At 68.0% G+C, this 16,022-nt stretch carries 18 protein-coding genes; 11 read left to right on the forward strand and 7 right to left on the reverse strand.

Annotated features, from left to right (window positions below; translation table 11 throughout):
• Position 1: 1 nt before the first annotated feature.
• Both G7043_RS28465 and G7043_RS28470 read left to right on the forward strand, forming a co-directional pair.
• Complete coding sequence (locus G7043_RS28465) at positions 2 to 1,063, forward strand: glycerate kinase family protein (protein WP_166050694.1); 1,062 nt, start codon at positions 2 to 4, stop codon at positions 1,061 to 1,063.
• Positions 1,064 to 1,213: 150 nt separating this feature from the next.
• Positions 1,214 to 1,582 carry a HesB/IscA family protein gene (locus tag G7043_RS28470; protein ID WP_030465027.1) on the forward strand — a complete coding sequence of 123 codons (369 nt, stop codon included), beginning with the start codon at positions 1,214 to 1,216 and terminating at the stop codon, positions 1,580 to 1,582.
• A 101-nt stretch (positions 1,583 to 1,683) separates the two neighbouring features.
• Here the strand turns inward: G7043_RS28470 and G7043_RS28475 are convergent, their stop codons facing one another.
• On the reverse strand, positions 1,684 to 1,857 hold the full coding sequence (locus G7043_RS28475) for a hypothetical protein (RefSeq protein ID WP_166050272.1): 174 nt from the start codon (positions 1,855 to 1,857) through the stop codon (positions 1,684 to 1,686).
• Between the two features lie 159 nt (positions 1,858 to 2,016).
• On the opposite strand from G7043_RS28475, the gene G7043_RS28480 reads away from it, so the two are divergent.
• Positions 2,017 to 2,949, forward strand: a complete 933-nt coding sequence (locus tag G7043_RS28480) for a carbohydrate kinase family protein (protein WP_166051072.1) — start codon at positions 2,017 to 2,019, stop codon at positions 2,947 to 2,949.
• A gap of 76 nt (positions 2,950 to 3,025) precedes the next feature.
• The gene (locus tag G7043_RS28485; RefSeq protein ID WP_166050696.1) at positions 3,026 to 3,790 is read left to right on the forward strand and encodes a class I SAM-dependent methyltransferase; all 765 of its coding nucleotides are present in this window, start codon (positions 3,026 to 3,028) and stop codon (positions 3,788 to 3,790) included.
• Between the two features lie 52 nt (positions 3,791 to 3,842).
• Here G7043_RS28485 and asnB read toward each other — a convergent pair whose 3' ends face one another.
• Positions 3,843 to 5,771, reverse strand: coding sequence for an asparagine synthase (glutamine-hydrolyzing) (asnB, locus tag G7043_RS28490; protein ID WP_166050698.1), 1,929 nt, complete (start codon positions 5,769 to 5,771; stop codon positions 3,843 to 3,845).
• A gap of 192 nt (positions 5,772 to 5,963) precedes the next feature.
• On the opposite strand from asnB, the gene ctaC reads away from it, so the two are divergent.
• Both ctaC and G7043_RS28500 read left to right on the forward strand, forming a co-directional pair.
• Positions 5,964 to 6,896, forward strand: a complete 933-nt coding sequence (ctaC, locus tag G7043_RS28495; protein WP_313888110.1) for an aa3-type cytochrome oxidase subunit II — start codon at positions 5,964 to 5,966, stop codon at positions 6,894 to 6,896.
• Between the two features lie 14 nt (positions 6,897 to 6,910).
• Entirely contained in the window at positions 6,911 to 7,327 is a 417-nt protein-coding gene (locus G7043_RS28500; protein WP_166050700.1) for a cytochrome c oxidase subunit 4, read from the forward strand.
• A gap of 224 nt (positions 7,328 to 7,551) precedes the next feature.
• Here G7043_RS28500 and G7043_RS28505 read toward each other — a convergent pair whose 3' ends face one another.
• The 4 genes from G7043_RS28505 to G7043_RS28520 all read right to left on the reverse strand — a co-directional run bounded on the left by G7043_RS28505 (position 7,552) and on the right by G7043_RS28520 (position 10,312).
• Positions 7,552 to 8,223, reverse strand: a complete 672-nt coding sequence (locus G7043_RS28505; protein ID WP_166050702.1) for a lysophospholipid acyltransferase family protein — start codon at positions 8,221 to 8,223, stop codon at positions 7,552 to 7,554.
• Positions 8,224 to 8,365: 142 nt separating this feature from the next.
• Positions 8,366 to 9,400 (reverse strand): anthranilate phosphoribosyltransferase, encoded by a 1,035-nt coding sequence (gene trpD, locus G7043_RS28510; protein WP_166050704.1) that lies wholly within the window; start codon positions 9,398 to 9,400, stop codon positions 8,366 to 8,368.
• A gap of 33 nt (positions 9,401 to 9,433) precedes the next feature.
• A complete protein-coding gene (locus G7043_RS28515) occupies positions 9,434 to 9,844 on the reverse strand; it encodes a hypothetical protein (protein ID WP_166050706.1) in 411 nt (136 codons plus the stop codon).
• Positions 9,845 to 9,910: 66 nt separating this feature from the next.
• Positions 9,911 to 10,312, reverse strand: a complete 402-nt coding sequence (locus G7043_RS28520) for a hypothetical protein (protein WP_166050708.1) — start codon at positions 10,310 to 10,312, stop codon at positions 9,911 to 9,913.
• A 94-nt stretch (positions 10,313 to 10,406) separates the two neighbouring features.
• Here G7043_RS28520 and ctaE point away from each other — a divergent pair, with 94 nt between their 5' ends.
• The 4 genes from ctaE to qcrB all read left to right on the forward strand — a co-directional run bounded on the left by ctaE (position 10,407) and on the right by qcrB (position 14,674).
• Complete coding sequence (gene ctaE, locus G7043_RS28525) at positions 10,407 to 11,015, forward strand: aa3-type cytochrome oxidase subunit III (RefSeq protein ID WP_166050710.1); 609 nt, start codon at positions 10,407 to 10,409, stop codon at positions 11,013 to 11,015.
• Positions 11,016 to 11,076: 61 nt separating this feature from the next.
• The gene (gene qcrC, locus G7043_RS28530; protein WP_166050712.1) at positions 11,077 to 11,889 is read left to right on the forward strand and encodes a cytochrome bc1 complex diheme cytochrome c subunit; all 813 of its coding nucleotides are present in this window, start codon (positions 11,077 to 11,079) and stop codon (positions 11,887 to 11,889) included.
• Positions 11,886 to 13,013: a cytochrome bc1 complex Rieske iron-sulfur subunit gene (gene qcrA, locus G7043_RS28535; protein ID WP_166050714.1), complete on the forward strand. Its 1,128-nt coding sequence runs from the start codon at positions 11,886 to 11,888 to the stop codon at positions 13,011 to 13,013. Before qcrC ends, qcrA begins: the two co-directional genes overlap by 4 nt.
• Positions 13,010 to 14,674 (forward strand): cytochrome bc1 complex cytochrome b subunit, encoded by a 1,665-nt coding sequence (gene qcrB / locus G7043_RS28540; protein WP_166050716.1) that lies wholly within the window; start codon positions 13,010 to 13,012, stop codon positions 14,672 to 14,674. Before qcrA ends, qcrB begins: the two co-directional genes overlap by 4 nt.
• A 62-nt stretch (positions 14,675 to 14,736) precedes the next feature.
• Here qcrB and G7043_RS28545 read toward each other — a convergent pair whose 3' ends face one another.
• Positions 14,737 to 15,024, reverse strand: a complete 288-nt coding sequence (locus tag G7043_RS28545; protein WP_045309335.1) for an Lrp/AsnC family transcriptional regulator — start codon at positions 15,022 to 15,024, stop codon at positions 14,737 to 14,739.
• Between the two features lie 151 nt (positions 15,025 to 15,175).
• Here G7043_RS28545 and G7043_RS28550 point away from each other — a divergent pair, with 151 nt between their 5' ends.
• The gene (locus tag G7043_RS28550) at positions 15,176 to 15,982 is read left to right on the forward strand and encodes a dioxygenase family protein (protein ID WP_166050718.1); all 807 of its coding nucleotides are present in this window, start codon (positions 15,176 to 15,178) and stop codon (positions 15,980 to 15,982) included.
• Positions 15,983 to 16,022 lie beyond the last annotated feature (40 nt).

The raw sequence follows: 16,022 nt of genomic DNA on the forward strand, positions 1-16,022 counted from the left end.
GGTGCGCGTACTCATCGCTCCGGACTGCTTCGGCGGCACCCTGACCGCCCGCGAGGCCGCCGACGCCATCGCCACCGGCTGGCGCGAGGCCAAACCCGACGACGTCGTCGTCGAACGTCCACTGGCCGACGGCGGCCCCGGCTTCGTCGACGTCCTGCACGCCGCCCTGCCTGATGTCGGAGGGTCTGCTTCCAGGGGCGGCGATATCCGATATATCACCGTCACCGGCCCGCTCGGCAAGCCCGTAGAGGCGCGCTGGCTCAGCGTGCACGCGGACGGTCGACGCGTTGCCTACATCGAGTCCGCCGAAGCCTGCGGTCTCCACCTCATCCCCGCCGAACTCCGCCCGCAGTCCTGCGAGACGGCGACAACGCGCGGCGTCGGCGAACTGATTGCGGCAGCCGCGCTTGACAACGATGTCATCACGGTCGGTCTCGGCGGCTCCGGCACGACCGACGGCGGCGCCGGCATGCTCGCCGCGCTGTCCGACGCGGAAGTAGACCTGACTGATATATCGCTGGTGGCGGCGTCCGACGTCGAGAACCCGCTCCTCGGCCCGCACGGCGCCGCGCGCACGTTCGGCCCGCAGAAGGGCGCGTCCCCGGAAGCCGTCGAACGCCTCGAAGCGAAACTCGCCGCGATGGATGTCCTCAAACCCGTGTCCGACATACCGGGTGCCGGCGCGGCAGGCGGCCTGGGCGCGGCGCTCCTCTCGCTGGGGGCGACGGTGACGTCGGGCGCCGGACTCGTCCGCGAACTCACCGGCCTGGACGCCGCCCTCGACGACGCCGACGTCGTCGTCACCGGCGAAGGCAGCTTCGACTGGCAGTCGCTGCGGGGCAAGCTCATCACCGCCGTCGCGGGCGGTGCCGCCGAACGCGGTGTCCCGTGCATCGCCATCGCAGGCCAGGTCAGCGTCGGCCGCCGTGAGATGGGCGCCGCGGGCGTCCAGGACGCCTACTCGGTGTCCGACCACGTCGGCTCCGTGCAAAAGTCGATTGCGGACGCCCGCAAAAGTCTCATTGCAACGGCACGGCACGTGGCCACGCAGTGGTCGCGTTAGTCGAGCCCGCTGATATATCGGTTGGCTTGAGGGTGGTCTACGTGACGTTCGACATGAGCCGGCGCTGTGGGACCATAGAAGTGGAACAAAGCGGGGAACGCCCGTGTTGTTGAAGGGCGAACCGCCCGCAAAGGACCTCTTAGGAGAGCCATGACGACCGCTCAGGATGCCGCTTCGACCTCCGAGGCGCCGAGCCACGGCGTGACGCTGACCGATGCGGCCGCCGTCAAGGCCAAGGCGCTGCTCGACCAGGAGGGCCGCGACGACATGCACTTGCGCATCGCCGTCCAGCCCGGCGGTTGCGCTGGTCTGCGCTACCAGCTGTTCTTCGACGAGCGCTCGCTCGACGGTGACGCGCTGGTCGACTTCAACGGCATGAAGGTCGCCGTTGACCGCATGAGCGCGCCGTACGTCGAAGGTGCTGTCATCGACTTCGTGGACACGATCGAGAAGCAGGGCTTCACGATCGACAACCCGAACGCCGGCGGGTCCTGCGCCTGCGGCGACTCGTTCCACTAAGGCGAACACGCGCGAGGCCGCGTTCCCCGATCAGACGGGAACGCGGCCTCGCGCTGTGTCCGGCAAGAACCTCTTGGTCGAACTGGACGTCAGTCCAGTGTTCAGACGCCATACTCGGCGAGGCCCTCGACCTGGTGCGTGCACCGGTCGTCGACCTGCCAAGGCGCGGCCGCTCGAGGGGAGGGCAAGGGGTGCTCGGGATGGGTCAGCGCGAAGGGGAGCTGTGCGCAGTCGTCGATCAGCTCACGCATCGTGGTCGCCTCGGGGATCGTCACGTCCTGACCGTATGTCGGCGGTCTGACCTGCGGTAGCCCTACCAAACGGTAGTCTTCACAGCTGCACTCATCCGGGTGAGTTGTCACGTAGCGCAACAAGGTAAAGGGAGAGCCGACGTGCCGGTAGCCGTGTGCGGCAGCATCGCGACCGACCATCTGATGCACTTTCCGGGCCGATTCGCGGACCAACTGGTCGCGGAGCGTCTCGACCGGGTGTCACTGAGCTTCCTGGTCGACGACCTCGTGGTCCGTCGCGGTGGCATCGGCGCGAACATCGCGTTCGGCCTCGGCGTGCTCGGCGTGCGGCCGGTGCTCGTCGGCGCCGTCGGCAAGGACTTCGACGACTACCGCTCGTGGCTCGAGCGGCACGGTGTCGACACGTCCGGCGTGTACGTGTCCGAGGTCGCGCACACCGCGCGGTTCGTCTGCACGACGGACGACGACATGTGCCAGATCGCCTCCTTCTACGCCGGCGCGATGGCCGAGGCGCGCAACATCGAGCTCGCGCCGATCGCGAACCGCGTCGAGAACCTCGAGCTCGTCGTGATCAGCCCCGACGACCCCGCGGCGATGCTCCGGCACGCCGAGGAGTGCCGTCAGCGCGGTTTCACGTTCGCCGTCGACCCGTCGCAGCAGCTCGCCCGCATGGACGGTGAGCAGGCACGCGCGTTCGTCGAGGGTGCCGAGTACCTCTTCAGCAACGACTACGAGTGGGAACTGCTGCTGCAGAAGACCGGCTGGACCGAGGCCGACGTCCTCGCCCGCGTCGGCAAGCGCGTCACCACGCTCGGCGCCAAGGGTGTCGAGATCGTCGACCGCGACGGCTTCTCGCTGCACGTCCCCGCGGTCCCCGAGGTCGCGAAGACCGACCCGACCGGTGTCGGCGACGGTTTCCGCGCGGGCTTCCTCGCGGGCATCACCGCGGGCCTGGGCATCGAACGCGCCGCTCAGCTCGGTTCGCTGATCGCCGTCGAGGTGCTCGAAACCGTCGGCACGCAGGAGTGGGTGCTGGAGCGCGAGTCGGCGCTCGCCCGCATTCGTGGTGCGTTCGGCGACGAAGCTGCGGAGGAGATCGCCCCGGTCCTGCCGTGATCGGAGCCAAGATCGATCCGTGATCGGGTCCAAGATCGGGGTCCAAGATCGGGGACAGTCCTGCCATGATCGGACAATGGGGACGTACCTGTTCGGTGACGCCGGTGAATTGCACGGTCCGCACTTCGACGCGCTGAGCGCCTTGCTCGACGCGGGCACGTTCGCCCGCGTCGAGCAGCTCGGCGTGGCCGACGGCTGGCGCTGCCTGGAGGTCGGGGGTGGTGGGGGATCGGTGGCGAACTGGCTCGCCGACGTCGTCGCCCCGTCCGGCCACGTGACGGTCACCGACCTCGACGTGGCGCGACTCGAGGAACGCGACAACGTCACCGTCCTGGAGCACGACGTAGTATCCAATATATTGCCGGGAAACGCGTTCGACCTGGTCCACGCCCGTCTGGTGCTGTTCCACCTCCCCGCCCGCGACGCCGTCCTGCGCAAGCTGCGCGACTCGTTGCGTCCCGGCGGCTGGCTCGTGCTGGAGGAGTTCGACTGCCTCCCGCTCGAAGTGCTCTCGGCGGCACCCGACGACGCAAAGCTGATCATGCGGGTGAAGAACGCCCTGCTGACGTTGCTCGACCACGCCGGCGCGGAGCTCGCGTGGGGCGCGCGCATCGAGAAGGCGCTGCTCGACACCGGCCTCAACGACGTCAGCGGCTCCCGCGAGGTGCAGGAGTGGGAGGGCGGCTCAGCGGGGTGCCGCCTGCTCGCCACGACCGCGCGCAAGGTACGGGACCGGCTGCCGCTCTCCGACGAGGAGTTCGACCGCTATCTCGAGCTCATGGCGTCACCGGAGACCGTCGTCAGCTCGTACGCGATCTGCAGCGCGCAAGGTCGTCGATAAGAGCTAGGGACGGAGATGAGAAAGGGCCCCTCCGCAGAGGGGCCCTGATCCGCTAGAGCTTGACCGGGTAGTGCGGTTCCGGCACCACCGGCTTGATGCGGTCCTCGACGAAGATGCCGTGCCAGATCATGAACACCAGCAGCGCCCAGATGCGGCGGCTGTGGTCGAGCACGCCGGAACGGTGCTCCTCGATCAGCCGCAGCACCGCGGTCTTGTCGAGGTACTGGTCGGTCTGCGAGCTGCGCACGACGTCGACGGCCCAGTCGTGCATCTCGTCCTTGAGCCAGTGCCGGATCGGCACCGGGAAGCCGAGCTTGCGGCGGTTCAGCACGTGCGCCGGCACGATGTCGCGGATCGCCTTGCGCAGCGCGAACTTCGTGGTGTCCGGCGTGATCTTCAACTCGCTCGGGATCTGCGAGGCGATCTTGAAGACCTCGGGGTCCAGGAACGGGACGCGCAGCTCCAGCGAGTTCGCCATGGTCATCTTGTCGGCCTTGACCAGGATGTCGCCGCGCAGCCATGTGAACAGGTCGACGTGCTGCATGCGCGTGACCGGGTCCCAGTTGCTCGACTCGCGGTACGGCTGAGCCGTGACGTCCATGTGCGACACGTTCGGGTCGTACGTGCGCAACACCTGGCGCAGGTGGTCGTCGAGGAAGATGCGCGCGTTGCCGTAGTAGCGCTCCTCCAGCGTGAGCGCGCCACGACGCAGCAGGTCCTTGCCGCGCACGCCGTGCGGGATCTTCGTCGAGACCTTGCCCATCGCCTTGCGCAGCGCACCGGGCACCTTCTCGAACGCCGACAGCGACAACGGCTCGCGGTAGATCGTGTACCCGCCGAACAGCTCGTCCGCGCCCTCACCGGACAACACGACCTTCACGTGCTGACGCGCCTCACGGGCGATGAACCACAACGGCACCAGCGCCGGGTCGGCCACCGGGTCGTCGAGGTACCAGGTGATCAACGGCAGGGAGTCCATCATCTCCTGCGCGCTGACCGTGCGGACCACGTGCTTCACGCCGATCAGCGCCGCGGACTCGGCGGCCACGTCGACCTCGGAGAAGCCCTGGCGCTCGAAACCGGTGGTGAACGTGATCAGGTCCGGGTTGTGCTCCTTGGCGAGCGCCGCGACCACGGTCGAGTCGATGCCGCCGGACAGGAACGAGCCGACCGTCACGTCCGCGCGCATGTGCTTGGCGACCGAGTCGCGCAACGCCGAGGTGATCTCGTCGTACAGCGCGTCCGCCTCGGCCTCGCTGCGGACCGTGCGCACCCTGAAGTTCGCGGGGAAGTAGCGCTCGAACTGCGGCGTCTCGCCCGGCACCAGCGTGAACGAGTGGCCGGACTCGACGCGGAAGATCTGGTCGTGCAGCGAGGCGGGCTCGGGCACGTACTGCAGGGTCAGGTAGTGCTGCAGGCCCTTGACGTTCATCTGCGGGTTGATCGCGAGCGTGCGGGCGAGCTCCAGCAGGATCTTCTTCTCGCTGGAGAACCCGACGCCGAGCTGGCCCTGCGCCCAGTACAGCGGCTTGATGCCGAACGGGTCGCGGCCGCCGAACAGCATCTTGCGCTCGGCGTCCCAGATGATGAAGGCGAACATGCCGCGCAGCTTCGTGATCGCCGCGGCGCCGAAGTAGTGGTAGGCCGCGACGATGGTCTCGGTGTCGCCGTCGGTGTGGAAGACCGCGCCGTACTTCTCGGTGAGCTCGGCGCGCAGCTCCAGGTAGTTGTAGATCTCGCCGTTGAAGTTGATCGTGTACCGGCTCGGCGACTCCGGCGGGCCCCACGTCAGGGGCTGGTGGGAGTGCTCGATGTCGATGATGGCGAGGCGGTTGAAGCCGAACACGACCTCGTCGACCCGCCGGGTGCCGCTCTCGTCGGGGCCGCGGTGCCGCATGCAGCGCAGAGCGGCCTCCACCGCCGGGCGGGCGCTCTCGGCCTCGTTCTCGCTAGGGCAAACAAGTCCTGCCAGGCCGCACAAGGCTCTCGCACCTCTCAAGAAACACGACGGGGAAGTCCACGGGGAGACCTCAGTATGCCGAAGCGGCTCTGTGTGACCGAAACTGCACCGCAGCGGCGGTGCCCCCAAGGGGTGAGCGCGGTTGCGCTGGGCTACGCTCCCGCTTGATCCGTTGGCACGGCCAGTAGTTGTGAACGAGGAGGCGGGCGAGCAGTGGGCCTGAAGGAGGGCACCAGGGCATCCCGGCTGGCGAAGACCGCCGGGCTGGTCGGCCTGGTCGGTATCGGGGCCACCGGTTGCTCCACGGACGAGGTGCTGCGCTTCGGATGGCCGGAGGCCGTCACGCCGCAGGCCGACAAGATGCGCGAGCTCTGGACCTGGTCCGTGATCGCCGCGCTCGTCGTCGGCGTCATCGTGTGGGGCCTGATCCTGTGGTCCGTGGTGTTCCACCGCAAGAAGTCGGAGGAGCTGCCGCGTCAGACGGCGTACAACCTCCCGCTGGAGATCGTGCTCATCGTCGTGCCGACGGTGATCGTGGCGGTGCTGTTCTACTTCACCGCGGTCACGCAGAACTACGTCACGGACAAGTCGGGCAAGCCCGACGTGAACGTCGACGTGATCGCGTTCCAGTGGAACTGGGAGTTCCAGTACCCGGACCACAAGACCGAAGAGGGCAAGGTCGTCAGCACGGTCGGCACCTCGGGTGAGGTCCCGATCATGGTGCTGCCGGCGCACAAGCGCATCCAGTTCACGCTGCGCTCGACGGACGTCATCCACTCGTTCTTCGTGCCGGAGTTCCACTTCAAGCGGGACGTCTTCCCGCAGCCGGAGAAGAACAACCAGGACAACGTCTTCCAGATCGACCAGATCGACCGTCCGGGTGCGTTCGTCGGCCGTTGCGCCGAGCTCTGCGGCTCGTACCACGCGGTGATGAACTTCGAGGTCCGCGCCCTGAACGAGGCCGACTTCGACAAGTACATCGAGCTCCGCAAGGAAGTGAACGCCAAGACGGGCAAGCCGTACACCACGGCTGAGGCGCTCTCGCAGGTCAACTGCGGTGAGCTGTGCGCGCCGCTGGCCACGACGACCACCCCGTTCAACACCGACCGGACGGCCCGTGAGGCCTCCGGCGCGGGTCAGAAGTAGGGACACGCCCCGCGATGAAGATCGAAGCTCGCGTATTCGACCTGGTGATGGCCTTCTCGTTCCTGATGGCCGTCGTCTACGGCTACTGGACGCACCTGGCGACCGGCCACGTCGAGCCCACCGGCACGGTGGCGCTCGCGCTGACCGGTGGCCTGGCCCTCATCACCGGCACCTACTTCCGGTTCGTCGCCCGCCGCATCGAGGTGCGGCCGGAGGACAACCCCGACGCCGAGGTGTCCGACGGCGCTGGTGAGCTGGGCTTCTTCAGCCCCGGCTCGTACTGGCCGGTCGGTCTCGCGGCCGCCGCGGGAACCGCGGCTGTCGGCGTGGCGTTCTGGCACGTGTGGCTGCTGGTGATCGGCGTCGTCCTGGTGCTGATCATGGTCGGCGGCCTGGTGTTCGAGTACCACACCGGCCCGAACCACGACTGACAACCGATATCCGGTATATCGGATATCGCTTGGCTGAGGCCCTCTCCGTTCGCGGAGGGGGCCTCAGCCGTTTCCGCGAACCGATATCCAGTATGTGATGTATTGCATATCGGATTGCCATGCCCGATATGCCGTGTCCGATATATCGCATATCGCGAGAAAGGCCCGTCCCGCCATCACGGCGGGACGGGCCTTTCTCGGGTCCTCAGTGAGCCTCTGCAGCGTTACGCGGCGACCGGCGTCTTTTGGTACGCGTCGACGTACTCCTGGCCACTCAGGTCCAGGATGCGGTAGATGATCTCGTCGGTGACGCTGCGCAGGACCGGCAGCGACTCCTGCATGCCGTCGTAGCGGCTGAAGTCGAGCGGCTCACCGAAGCGGACCGTCACCGGGACGATCTTCGGGAACCTGCTGCCGACCGGCTGCACCTTGTCCGTGCCGATGATGCCGACCGGCACGACCGGAGCCCCGGACTCCAGTGCCATGCGGGCGACGCCCGTGCGGCCGCGGTGGAGCTTGCCGTCGAGCGAGCGGGTGCCCTCCGGGTAGATCGCGAAGGCGTCGCCGCGCGCGAGGATCTCGGCGGCGGTGTCGAGCGCGGCGCGCGCGTCACGGCCCTTGCCGCGGTGCACCGGCACGTGGCCCATCGAGGAGAAGAACCAGCGAGAGAGCGACCCCTTCACCCCGGTGCCGGTGAAGTACTCCGCCTTCGCGAGGAACGACACACGCCGCGGCACCACCATGGGCATCACGACGCTGTCGATGAAGCTGAGGTGGTTCGCCGCCAGGATGACCGGGCCGTCGGTGGGGATGTTCTCCAGCCCTTCCACCACAGGGCGGTAGACGACACGGGCTGCGCGCGCGACGACATGCTTCATCACCGGGTAGAGGACCATGCCTCCAGCATTCCAGGTGGCGATTGCCGCCGCGTTACCACGTGGTGCGCATCTCCGGCCCGTCACTCGCTCGGACTACCCCGATGCGGCGGCCGTGCGAGGACGGTCACGCGCCGACGACGACGCGTGACCGAAACGCCCGCTACCCCTTCAAAGAGGCTGAGAGTTCCACCCAGCGGCTCAACAGCGTCGCCGCGTTACCTGAGTCGATGGCGTCGGCCGCGCGGCTCAGCGAGGCCGACAGGTCGGCGTGCAGGTCGTCGGAGAACCCGCCGTGCGCCGCGATGGCCCCGGCGGCGTTCACGAGCACCGCGTCGCGCACCGAACCGGCCTTGCCGGCCACGAGATCGCGGACCACCTGAGCGTTGACGGACGCGTCGCCGCCCTTCAGGTCCTCCTCGCGAGCGGGCTTCACGCCGAGCACCACCGGGTCGATGGTCTCCGCGCGCACCTCGCCGTCCTGCGCGAGCCACGCGGACGTCGTCGTGGTCGTGGTGATCTCGTCGAGGCCGTCGTCGCCGCGCACCACCAGCGCGGTGTGGCGGCGGCGGGCGAACACGCCGGCGATCAGCGGCGCCGCGGCGGCACGGGCGCAGCCGATCAGGCCGACCTGGGGCTGTGCCGGGTTCGTCAGCGGGCCGAGCAGGTTGAACGACGTCGGGATGCCGATCTCGCGCCGCACCGGACCGGCGTGCCGGAAGCCGGGGTGGAACACCGGCGCGAAGCAGAAACCGATGCCCAGTTCGGCCACGGTCGCCCGCACGCCGTCGGGCGGCAGGTCGATCGCGACGCCCAGCGCCTCCAGCACGTCCGCCGTGCCGCACTGCGACGACGCCGCGCGGTTGCCGTGCTTCACCACCGGCACACCGGCGGCGGCCGTGACGATCGCGGCCATCGTCGAAATGTTCACCGAACCGGAATGATCACCGCCGGTGCCCACGATGTCCGTCGCCCGCACGCCCACCTCGAACCGCCGGGCGTGGTTGAGCATCATCGTGGCGAGGCCGTCGATCTCCTCCGGCGTCTCGCCCTTGGCGCGCAACGCGACGACGAACGCCGCGATCTGCGCGGGCGTCGCCTCGCCCGACATGACCCGGTCCATGCCCCAGGCCGTGTCGTCGGCGGTCAGGTCGACACCGTCCAGCAGTCTGTTGAGCAGCGAAGGCCACGTGCGCACCGGCGCACTTTCTGACGCATCTCCTGGCACGGCTCAGCCCTTGACGACGGGAACAGCCGAGCCCCGCAGCACCTCGGCCACGGTCTCGGCGGCGGCCAGCGGGTCGAGCGGGTGCACGAGCACCGCGTCGGCCTGTGACCAGGTCGCGAGCCAGCGGTCGTCCTTGCGGCGCACCGCCACGACGATCGGCGGGCAGTTGGTGATCTCGTCCTTGAGCTGACGGGACAGGCCCATGCCACCGGTCGGCTGCGCCTCGCCGTCGAGGATCAGCAGGTCGACGGTGCCGTTGTCCACCTCGTAGAGGACGTCGGCGATCGCACCGGCCTCGACGAAGTCGACGCGCGAGAGGTCCGGCGCCGGACGGCGGCCGACGGCAGTGATGATCGTCTCACGCACCTCGGGCCGGTGGCTGAACACCAGGATCTTCGTGGTCTGCGTGCTCATCTCACGATCCTCCAGAAAGTGACCCCAAAGAGAGTGACCCCAAGAGCGGTCAAGGTCGCCGCGATGCTATCGGGCGGGTTGCAGCGCGTCCCACCCCAGGGCTTCCCCGCCCAGTCGCTGGGCGAGCGACGCCATCCGCGAACGCTCCTGGGAGCAGTGCAACGCATCCAGTTTCTGCACTCGACTGATATGCGATATATCACCTTCGACAAGCACCCAGCCGTCCGGCGTCAGCAACTCTCGCGCGCGTTCTACCTGGTCAGCGGGGATGCGCACGTGGTGCCGGAGCACCGCGAGCTCGTCGGGACGCCACCGCGGGGAACGGGCCAGAGCGGCCGAGTCGGCCTCGACGATGTCGAACGCCTCGACGACCACGACGAGCGTCGGGTCGTCGATCGACAACGCCGGTTCGTCCTCTCGCCCCACGAGTTGGCGCAGCATGTCCCGCAATCGGCCCAGCAAGCCCATCCGTTGATCTCCCTCGCGATCACCCGCCGTGTGACCCAGCCGACCCATGATCCGCGCAGGACCCGATGGGCGGACGGAAATTCCGCAGGCAATAATGCTGCGCGTGACCACGGCAGCGCCTTCAATCGGCCAGCGCGTGCACTCGCTGAACCGCCCGAACATGGTCAGCGTCGGCACGATCGTCTGGCTGTCCAGCGAGCTCATGTTCTTCGCTGGCCTCTTCGCCATGTTCTTCACGGTGAAGGCCCAGAACGAGGGACCTTGGCCCCCGCCCCCCACCCACCTGAACGTCCCCTACGCGTCGGTCTTCACGATCATCCTGGTCGCGTCGTCCTTCACGTGTCAGTGGGGCGTCTTCGCGGCGGAGCGCGGTGACGTCTTCGGCCTGCGTCGCTGGTACATCGTGACGCTGATCATGGGAGCGATCTTCGTCGCCGGCCAGGCGGGTGAGTACATCGAGCTCGTGGAGCACGGCACCACGATCCCGTCGTCGGCCTACGGCACGGTCTTCTTCCTGACGACCGGCTTCCACGGCCTGCACGTCATCGGCGGTCTGATCGCGTTCGTCTTCCTGTTGATCCGGACGAAGCTCAGCAAGTTCACGCCGGCACAGGCCACCGCATCGATCGTCGTGTCGTACTACTGGCACTTCGTCGACGTCGTGTGGATCGGCCTGTTCGCCATCATCTACATCGTGCCCTGACCTAGTCAGCACGCAGCCAAGCCACGAGCTCCCGAACTGACAGCAAGGGTTGCCGCACACCATGACCACCACTACGAAACGCCCGCGCGGCGCCCGCACGAAGCTGCGTCGCAGGGTCGCCGGTCTGCTCGCGCTGGGCTTCGCCCTGCTCAGCGCCGGCATGCTGTTCGCCGCGTTCGCCCCCCAGGCGCAGACCGCCTCGGCGCAGCAGCAGGACGCCCTGGTCCGCCAGGGCGAGCAGATCTACCTGAACACCTGCCTGAGTTGCCACGGCGAGTCTCTGCAGGGTGTCAAGGACCGCGGGCCGAGCCTGGTCGGCGTCGGCGACGCCGCGGTCTACTTCCAGACTTCCTCCGGCCGCATGCCCATGGCGCGGCAGGAGGCGCAGGCCATCCGCAAGCCCGCGAAGCTCTCCCCCGAGCAGATCAACGCGCTGATGGCCTACATCACCGCGAACGGTGGCGAGGGCCCGAAGAAGCCCTCCGAGTCCGGTGAGGGCCTGCGCGGCGACAACCCGGCGCGTGGTGGCGAGCTCTTCCGCCTCAACTGCTCGAGCTGCCACAACTTCACGGGTCGTGGTGGCGCGCTGTCGTCCGGCAAGTTCGCGCCGGCGCTCGACGGCGTCACCGAGGACCAGATCTACACGGCGATGCTGACGGGCCCGCAGAACATGCCGAAGTTCGGCGAGCGCCAGCTCACGCCGGAAGAGAAGAAAGACATCATCGCGTACGTCAAGTCGGTCACCGACGGGAACAACAACTCCGGCGGTAACCCCCTGGGCGGGTTCGGACCCGTCTCGGAAGGCTTGATCGCGTTCATCGTGGGCATCGCCGCGCTCATCGGCGTGACCCTCTGGATCGGAGCCAAGGCATGAGCGGCGACAAGCCGATCGAGCTGCCCAGCGAGGCAGAGCTCGCGGAGATGAGCCGGGACGACCTCGTCAAGCTCGGCACCAAGATGGACGGCGTCGAGCTCGTCCACTACGAGGAGAAGTTCCCGGTTCCCGGCACCCGCGCCGAGCGTCGGGCCCAGCGCACGGTCGCGCTGTGGTTCATGATCTCCGCGCTGTCGGGTCTCGCGTTCCTCGGCGTGTTCCTGTTCTGGCCGTGGCAGTACGAGGCCCCCTCGAACGAACACGGCCACCTGCTGCACATGCTCTACAACCCGCTGATCGGCCTGTTCCTGGGCCTGTCGGTGGTGGGTCTGGGCGTGGGCGCGCTGCTCTACACCAAGAAGTTCATCCCCGACGAGCTCGCGGTGCAGCAGCGGCACGACGGCCCGTCGGCCGAGGTCGACCGCGCCACCCTGGTCGCGGAGCTCGCCGACGCCGGTGAGCGCAGCGGCATCGCCCGCCGCAGCCTGATCAAGCGCACCGCGGGCCTCGGCGCCGGCGTGCTGGGCCTGGGCGTGGCGGCCGTCCCGCTGGGCGCGCTCATCAAGAACCCGCACTCGGACAGCGAGACCAAGAACTCGCTGTGGCACACCGGCTGGAAGGCCGAAAAGGGCGAGAAGGTCTACCTCCGTCGCCACACGGGCAACTTCCACGAGGTCTCGCTGGTGCGTCCCGAGGACGTCGAGCCCGGCGGCTTCGAGACGGTGTTCCCGTTCCGGGAGTCCGAGCGCGACGACGAGCACGCCCTGGTCGCGGCCCTCAAGCGGGCCGACGCGCCGGTCATGCTCATCCGCCTGCGCCCGAACCAGGCGGTCACCAAGCGAGCCGGTCAGGAAGACTTCAACTTCGGCGACCTGTACGCGTACTCCAAGATCTGCACGCACCTGGGTTGCCCGACGTCGCTGTTCGAGCAGCAGACCGGTCTGCTGCTCTGCCCGTGCCACCAGTCGCAGTTCGACGTGTTCGAGTACGCCAAGCCGCGGTTCGGTCCGGCAACCCGTCCTCTGCCCCAGCTTCCGATCACGGTGGACGAAGACGGATACTTGGTTGCCCGCAGCGACTTCATCGAGGCTGTGGGTCCGGCGTTCTGGGAGCGGAAGTCATGAGTGCCATCACCACGCCGACGAAGCCGGCCAACGCCGCCGCGCGCGTCGCAGGGGCGGCGGCCAACGCTGCCGACGAGCGGTACCACGCGGCCTCTGGCCTGCGCAAACAGCTGAACAAGGTCTTCCCGACGCACTGGTCGTTCCTGCTCGGTGAGATCGCGCTCTACAGCTTCATCGTGTTGCTGTTGTCGGGCACGTACCTCGCCCTGTTCTTCGACCCGTCGATGACCGAGGTCACCTACAACGGCGCGTTCGAGAACCTGCGCGGCATCGAGATGTCGCGCGCGTTCGCCTCGACGCTCGACATCTCGTTCGAGATCCGCGGTGGCCTGTTCGTCCGCCAGGTGCACCACTGGGCGGCGCTGCTGTTCATGGCCGCGATCGTCGTGCACATGTTCCGGATCTTCTTCACCGGCGCGTTCCGCAAGCCGCGTGAGATCAACTGGGTCATCGGCATCGTGCTGTTCATGCTCGGCGCGATCGAGGGCTTCCTCGGCTACTCGCTGCCGGACGACCTGCTCTCGGGCACCGGCCTCCGCGTGATGGCGGCGCTGCTGATCTCGTTCCCGGTCATCGGCACGTGGCTCAACTGGCTGATGTTCGGCGGGGAGTTCCCCGGCACGGACATCATCCCGATGCTCTACACCGCGCACATCCTGCTGATCCCGGCGATCATCCTCGGCCTGATCGCGGCGCACCTCGCGCTGGTCTGGTACCAGAAGCACACGCAGTTCCCGGGCGTGGGCCGCAAGGAGACCAACGTCGTCGGCGTCCGCATCATGCCGGTGTTCGCGGCCAAGGGCGGCGGCTTCTTCGCCATCGTCGTCGGTGTCATCGCGATCATGGGTGGCGTCTTCCAGATCAACCCCATCTGGAACTTCGGCCCGTACAACCCCGCGCAGATCTCCGCCGGTTCGCAGCCCGACTGGTACATGGGCTGGACCGACGGCCTGGTCCGCATCTGGCCCGCGTGGGAGTTCTACCTGGGCAACTACACGATCCCGGCGCCGTTCCTGCCGTTCATCCTCGGTCTGCCGCTGCTGACCGGCATCGCGGCGGTGTACCCGTGGATCGAGCGCAAGATGACCAAGGACTACGCGCACCACAACCTGCTGCAGCGCCCGCGTGACGTCCCCGTCCGCACCGCGCTCGGCTGGATGGCGATCACGTACTTCATGGTCCTGCTGCTCATGGGCGGCAACGACATCTTCGCGTACCAGTTCGACATCTCGTTGAACCTGACGACGTGGATGGGCCGGATCGGCATGCTGATCCTGCCGCCGATCGCCTACTTCGTGGCCTACCGCATCTGCATCGGCCTGCAGCGCGGCGACCGCGAGGTGCTGGAGCACGGTGTCGAGACCGGCATCATCAAGCGCCTGCCGCACGGCGAGTTCATCGAGATCCACCAGCCGCTCGGCCCGGTGGACGACCACGGCCACCCGCTGCCGCTCGCCTACCAGGGCGCGTCGGTGCCGAAGAAGATGAACAAGCTCGGCTCGGCCGGTCACCCGGTCGCCGGCAGCACGTGGTCGCCGGACCCGGTCGAGGAGACCGTGGCGCTGGAGAACGCGCGCAGGAAGAAGCACGTCTCCGAGGAGATCAGCGCGGAGGACAAGGCAGGCGAGCTCGCGGGCAAGCCGGCCGACCCGAAGGCCTGACCTTCAGCTGGACAAGCGAAAGGCCCCCGTGAACTTCACGGGGGCCTTTCGCTTGTCCGGACTTACTGGGCGTCGTCGAGGCCGATGGCGAACGCGGCCTCGTCGTCGCGCTTCGAGTAGCTGCGGAAGGCGATGTGCGTGTCGGTGTTCAGCACACCCGCGACCTTGCTGATCTTGCCGGGCACCAGCGCGGCGAGGTCCTCGTGCTTGCTGACCCGCACCAGCGCGATCAGGTCCACGTCACCTGCGCAGGAGTACACCTCCGTGACTCCGTCGATGTCGGCGATCTCCTGCGCGGCCTCGGGAATGCGTTCGGCGGCGGCCTGGATCAGCACGATGGCGGTGACCACGGCGTCCTCCTCGGGGTTTCTGCACGGGTGTCCAAAGCACTCGTAGTCTGCCCTACCGGCCGCCCAGCTGATTCACAGCTCGCGCAGAGCGTCCGCACAACTTCGCTCATTACGTTCCGTGTTCACCTGTTCCCGAACAGTGAGGAATGTGATGGACAACGACGATGAGCTCGTCGGCCGCGTGCTGGGCCGGCGGCAGGCTCTCGCCCTGCTCGGCATGTCCGGTGTGGCGCTGGCCGTCGCGGGCTCGACCGGTGTCGCCCAAGCCGATCCCGCCGACTGCGTGGACTGCGTCGTCCGGCCGGAGATGACGGAGGGCCCGTACTACGTCGACGAGCGGCTGAACCGGTCGGACATCCGTGAGGACACCTCCACCGGCGTGGTGGCGGAGGGTGCCACGTTCGCGCTGGCCCTGCGCGTGCTCCAAGTCGCCGACGGTCGGTGCACGCCGCTGAAGGACGCGGTGGTCGACGTCTGGCACTGCGACGCGTCAGGCCTCTACTCGGACGTGCCGCGGGAAGGCACCGACGGGCGGAACTTCCTGCGCGGGTACCAGGCCAGCGACCGGGCCGGGTGGGCGCGGTTCACCACCGTCCTGCCCGGTTGGTATCGCGGCCGCACCGTGCACATTCACGTGAAGGTCCAGACGACCGGCACGGACGGCAACCCGTACGAGTTCACCTCGCAGCTGTACTTCACCGAGGAGTTCAAGGCGGGCTACCTGGCGGCGGCGCCGTACGCGGCCAAGGGAACGCCGGACACCACCAACGCGCAGGACGGCATCTACAGCGCGAACGGCGTCGGCGACCAGATGCTGCTGCGGCCGAACCGGCGCGGGCGTGGATACGCGGCGACCTTCACCGTCGGGTTGGACCTGTCCGACACCGCGGTGGGCGACGACGACAGTCCGCAGGGCGGCCCTGGTGGCCCGCCTCCGGGTGAGCCGCCGGTGGCCTGACGGCCCTGTTTTTAGACGGCCTGGTTTTCAGTTGTGTGCG

Origin of the sequence: Lentzea alba, from assembly GCF_011067745.1 — a bacterium.
Classification (GTDB): domain Bacteria; phylum Actinomycetota; class Actinomycetes; order Mycobacteriales; family Pseudonocardiaceae; genus Lentzea; species Lentzea alba.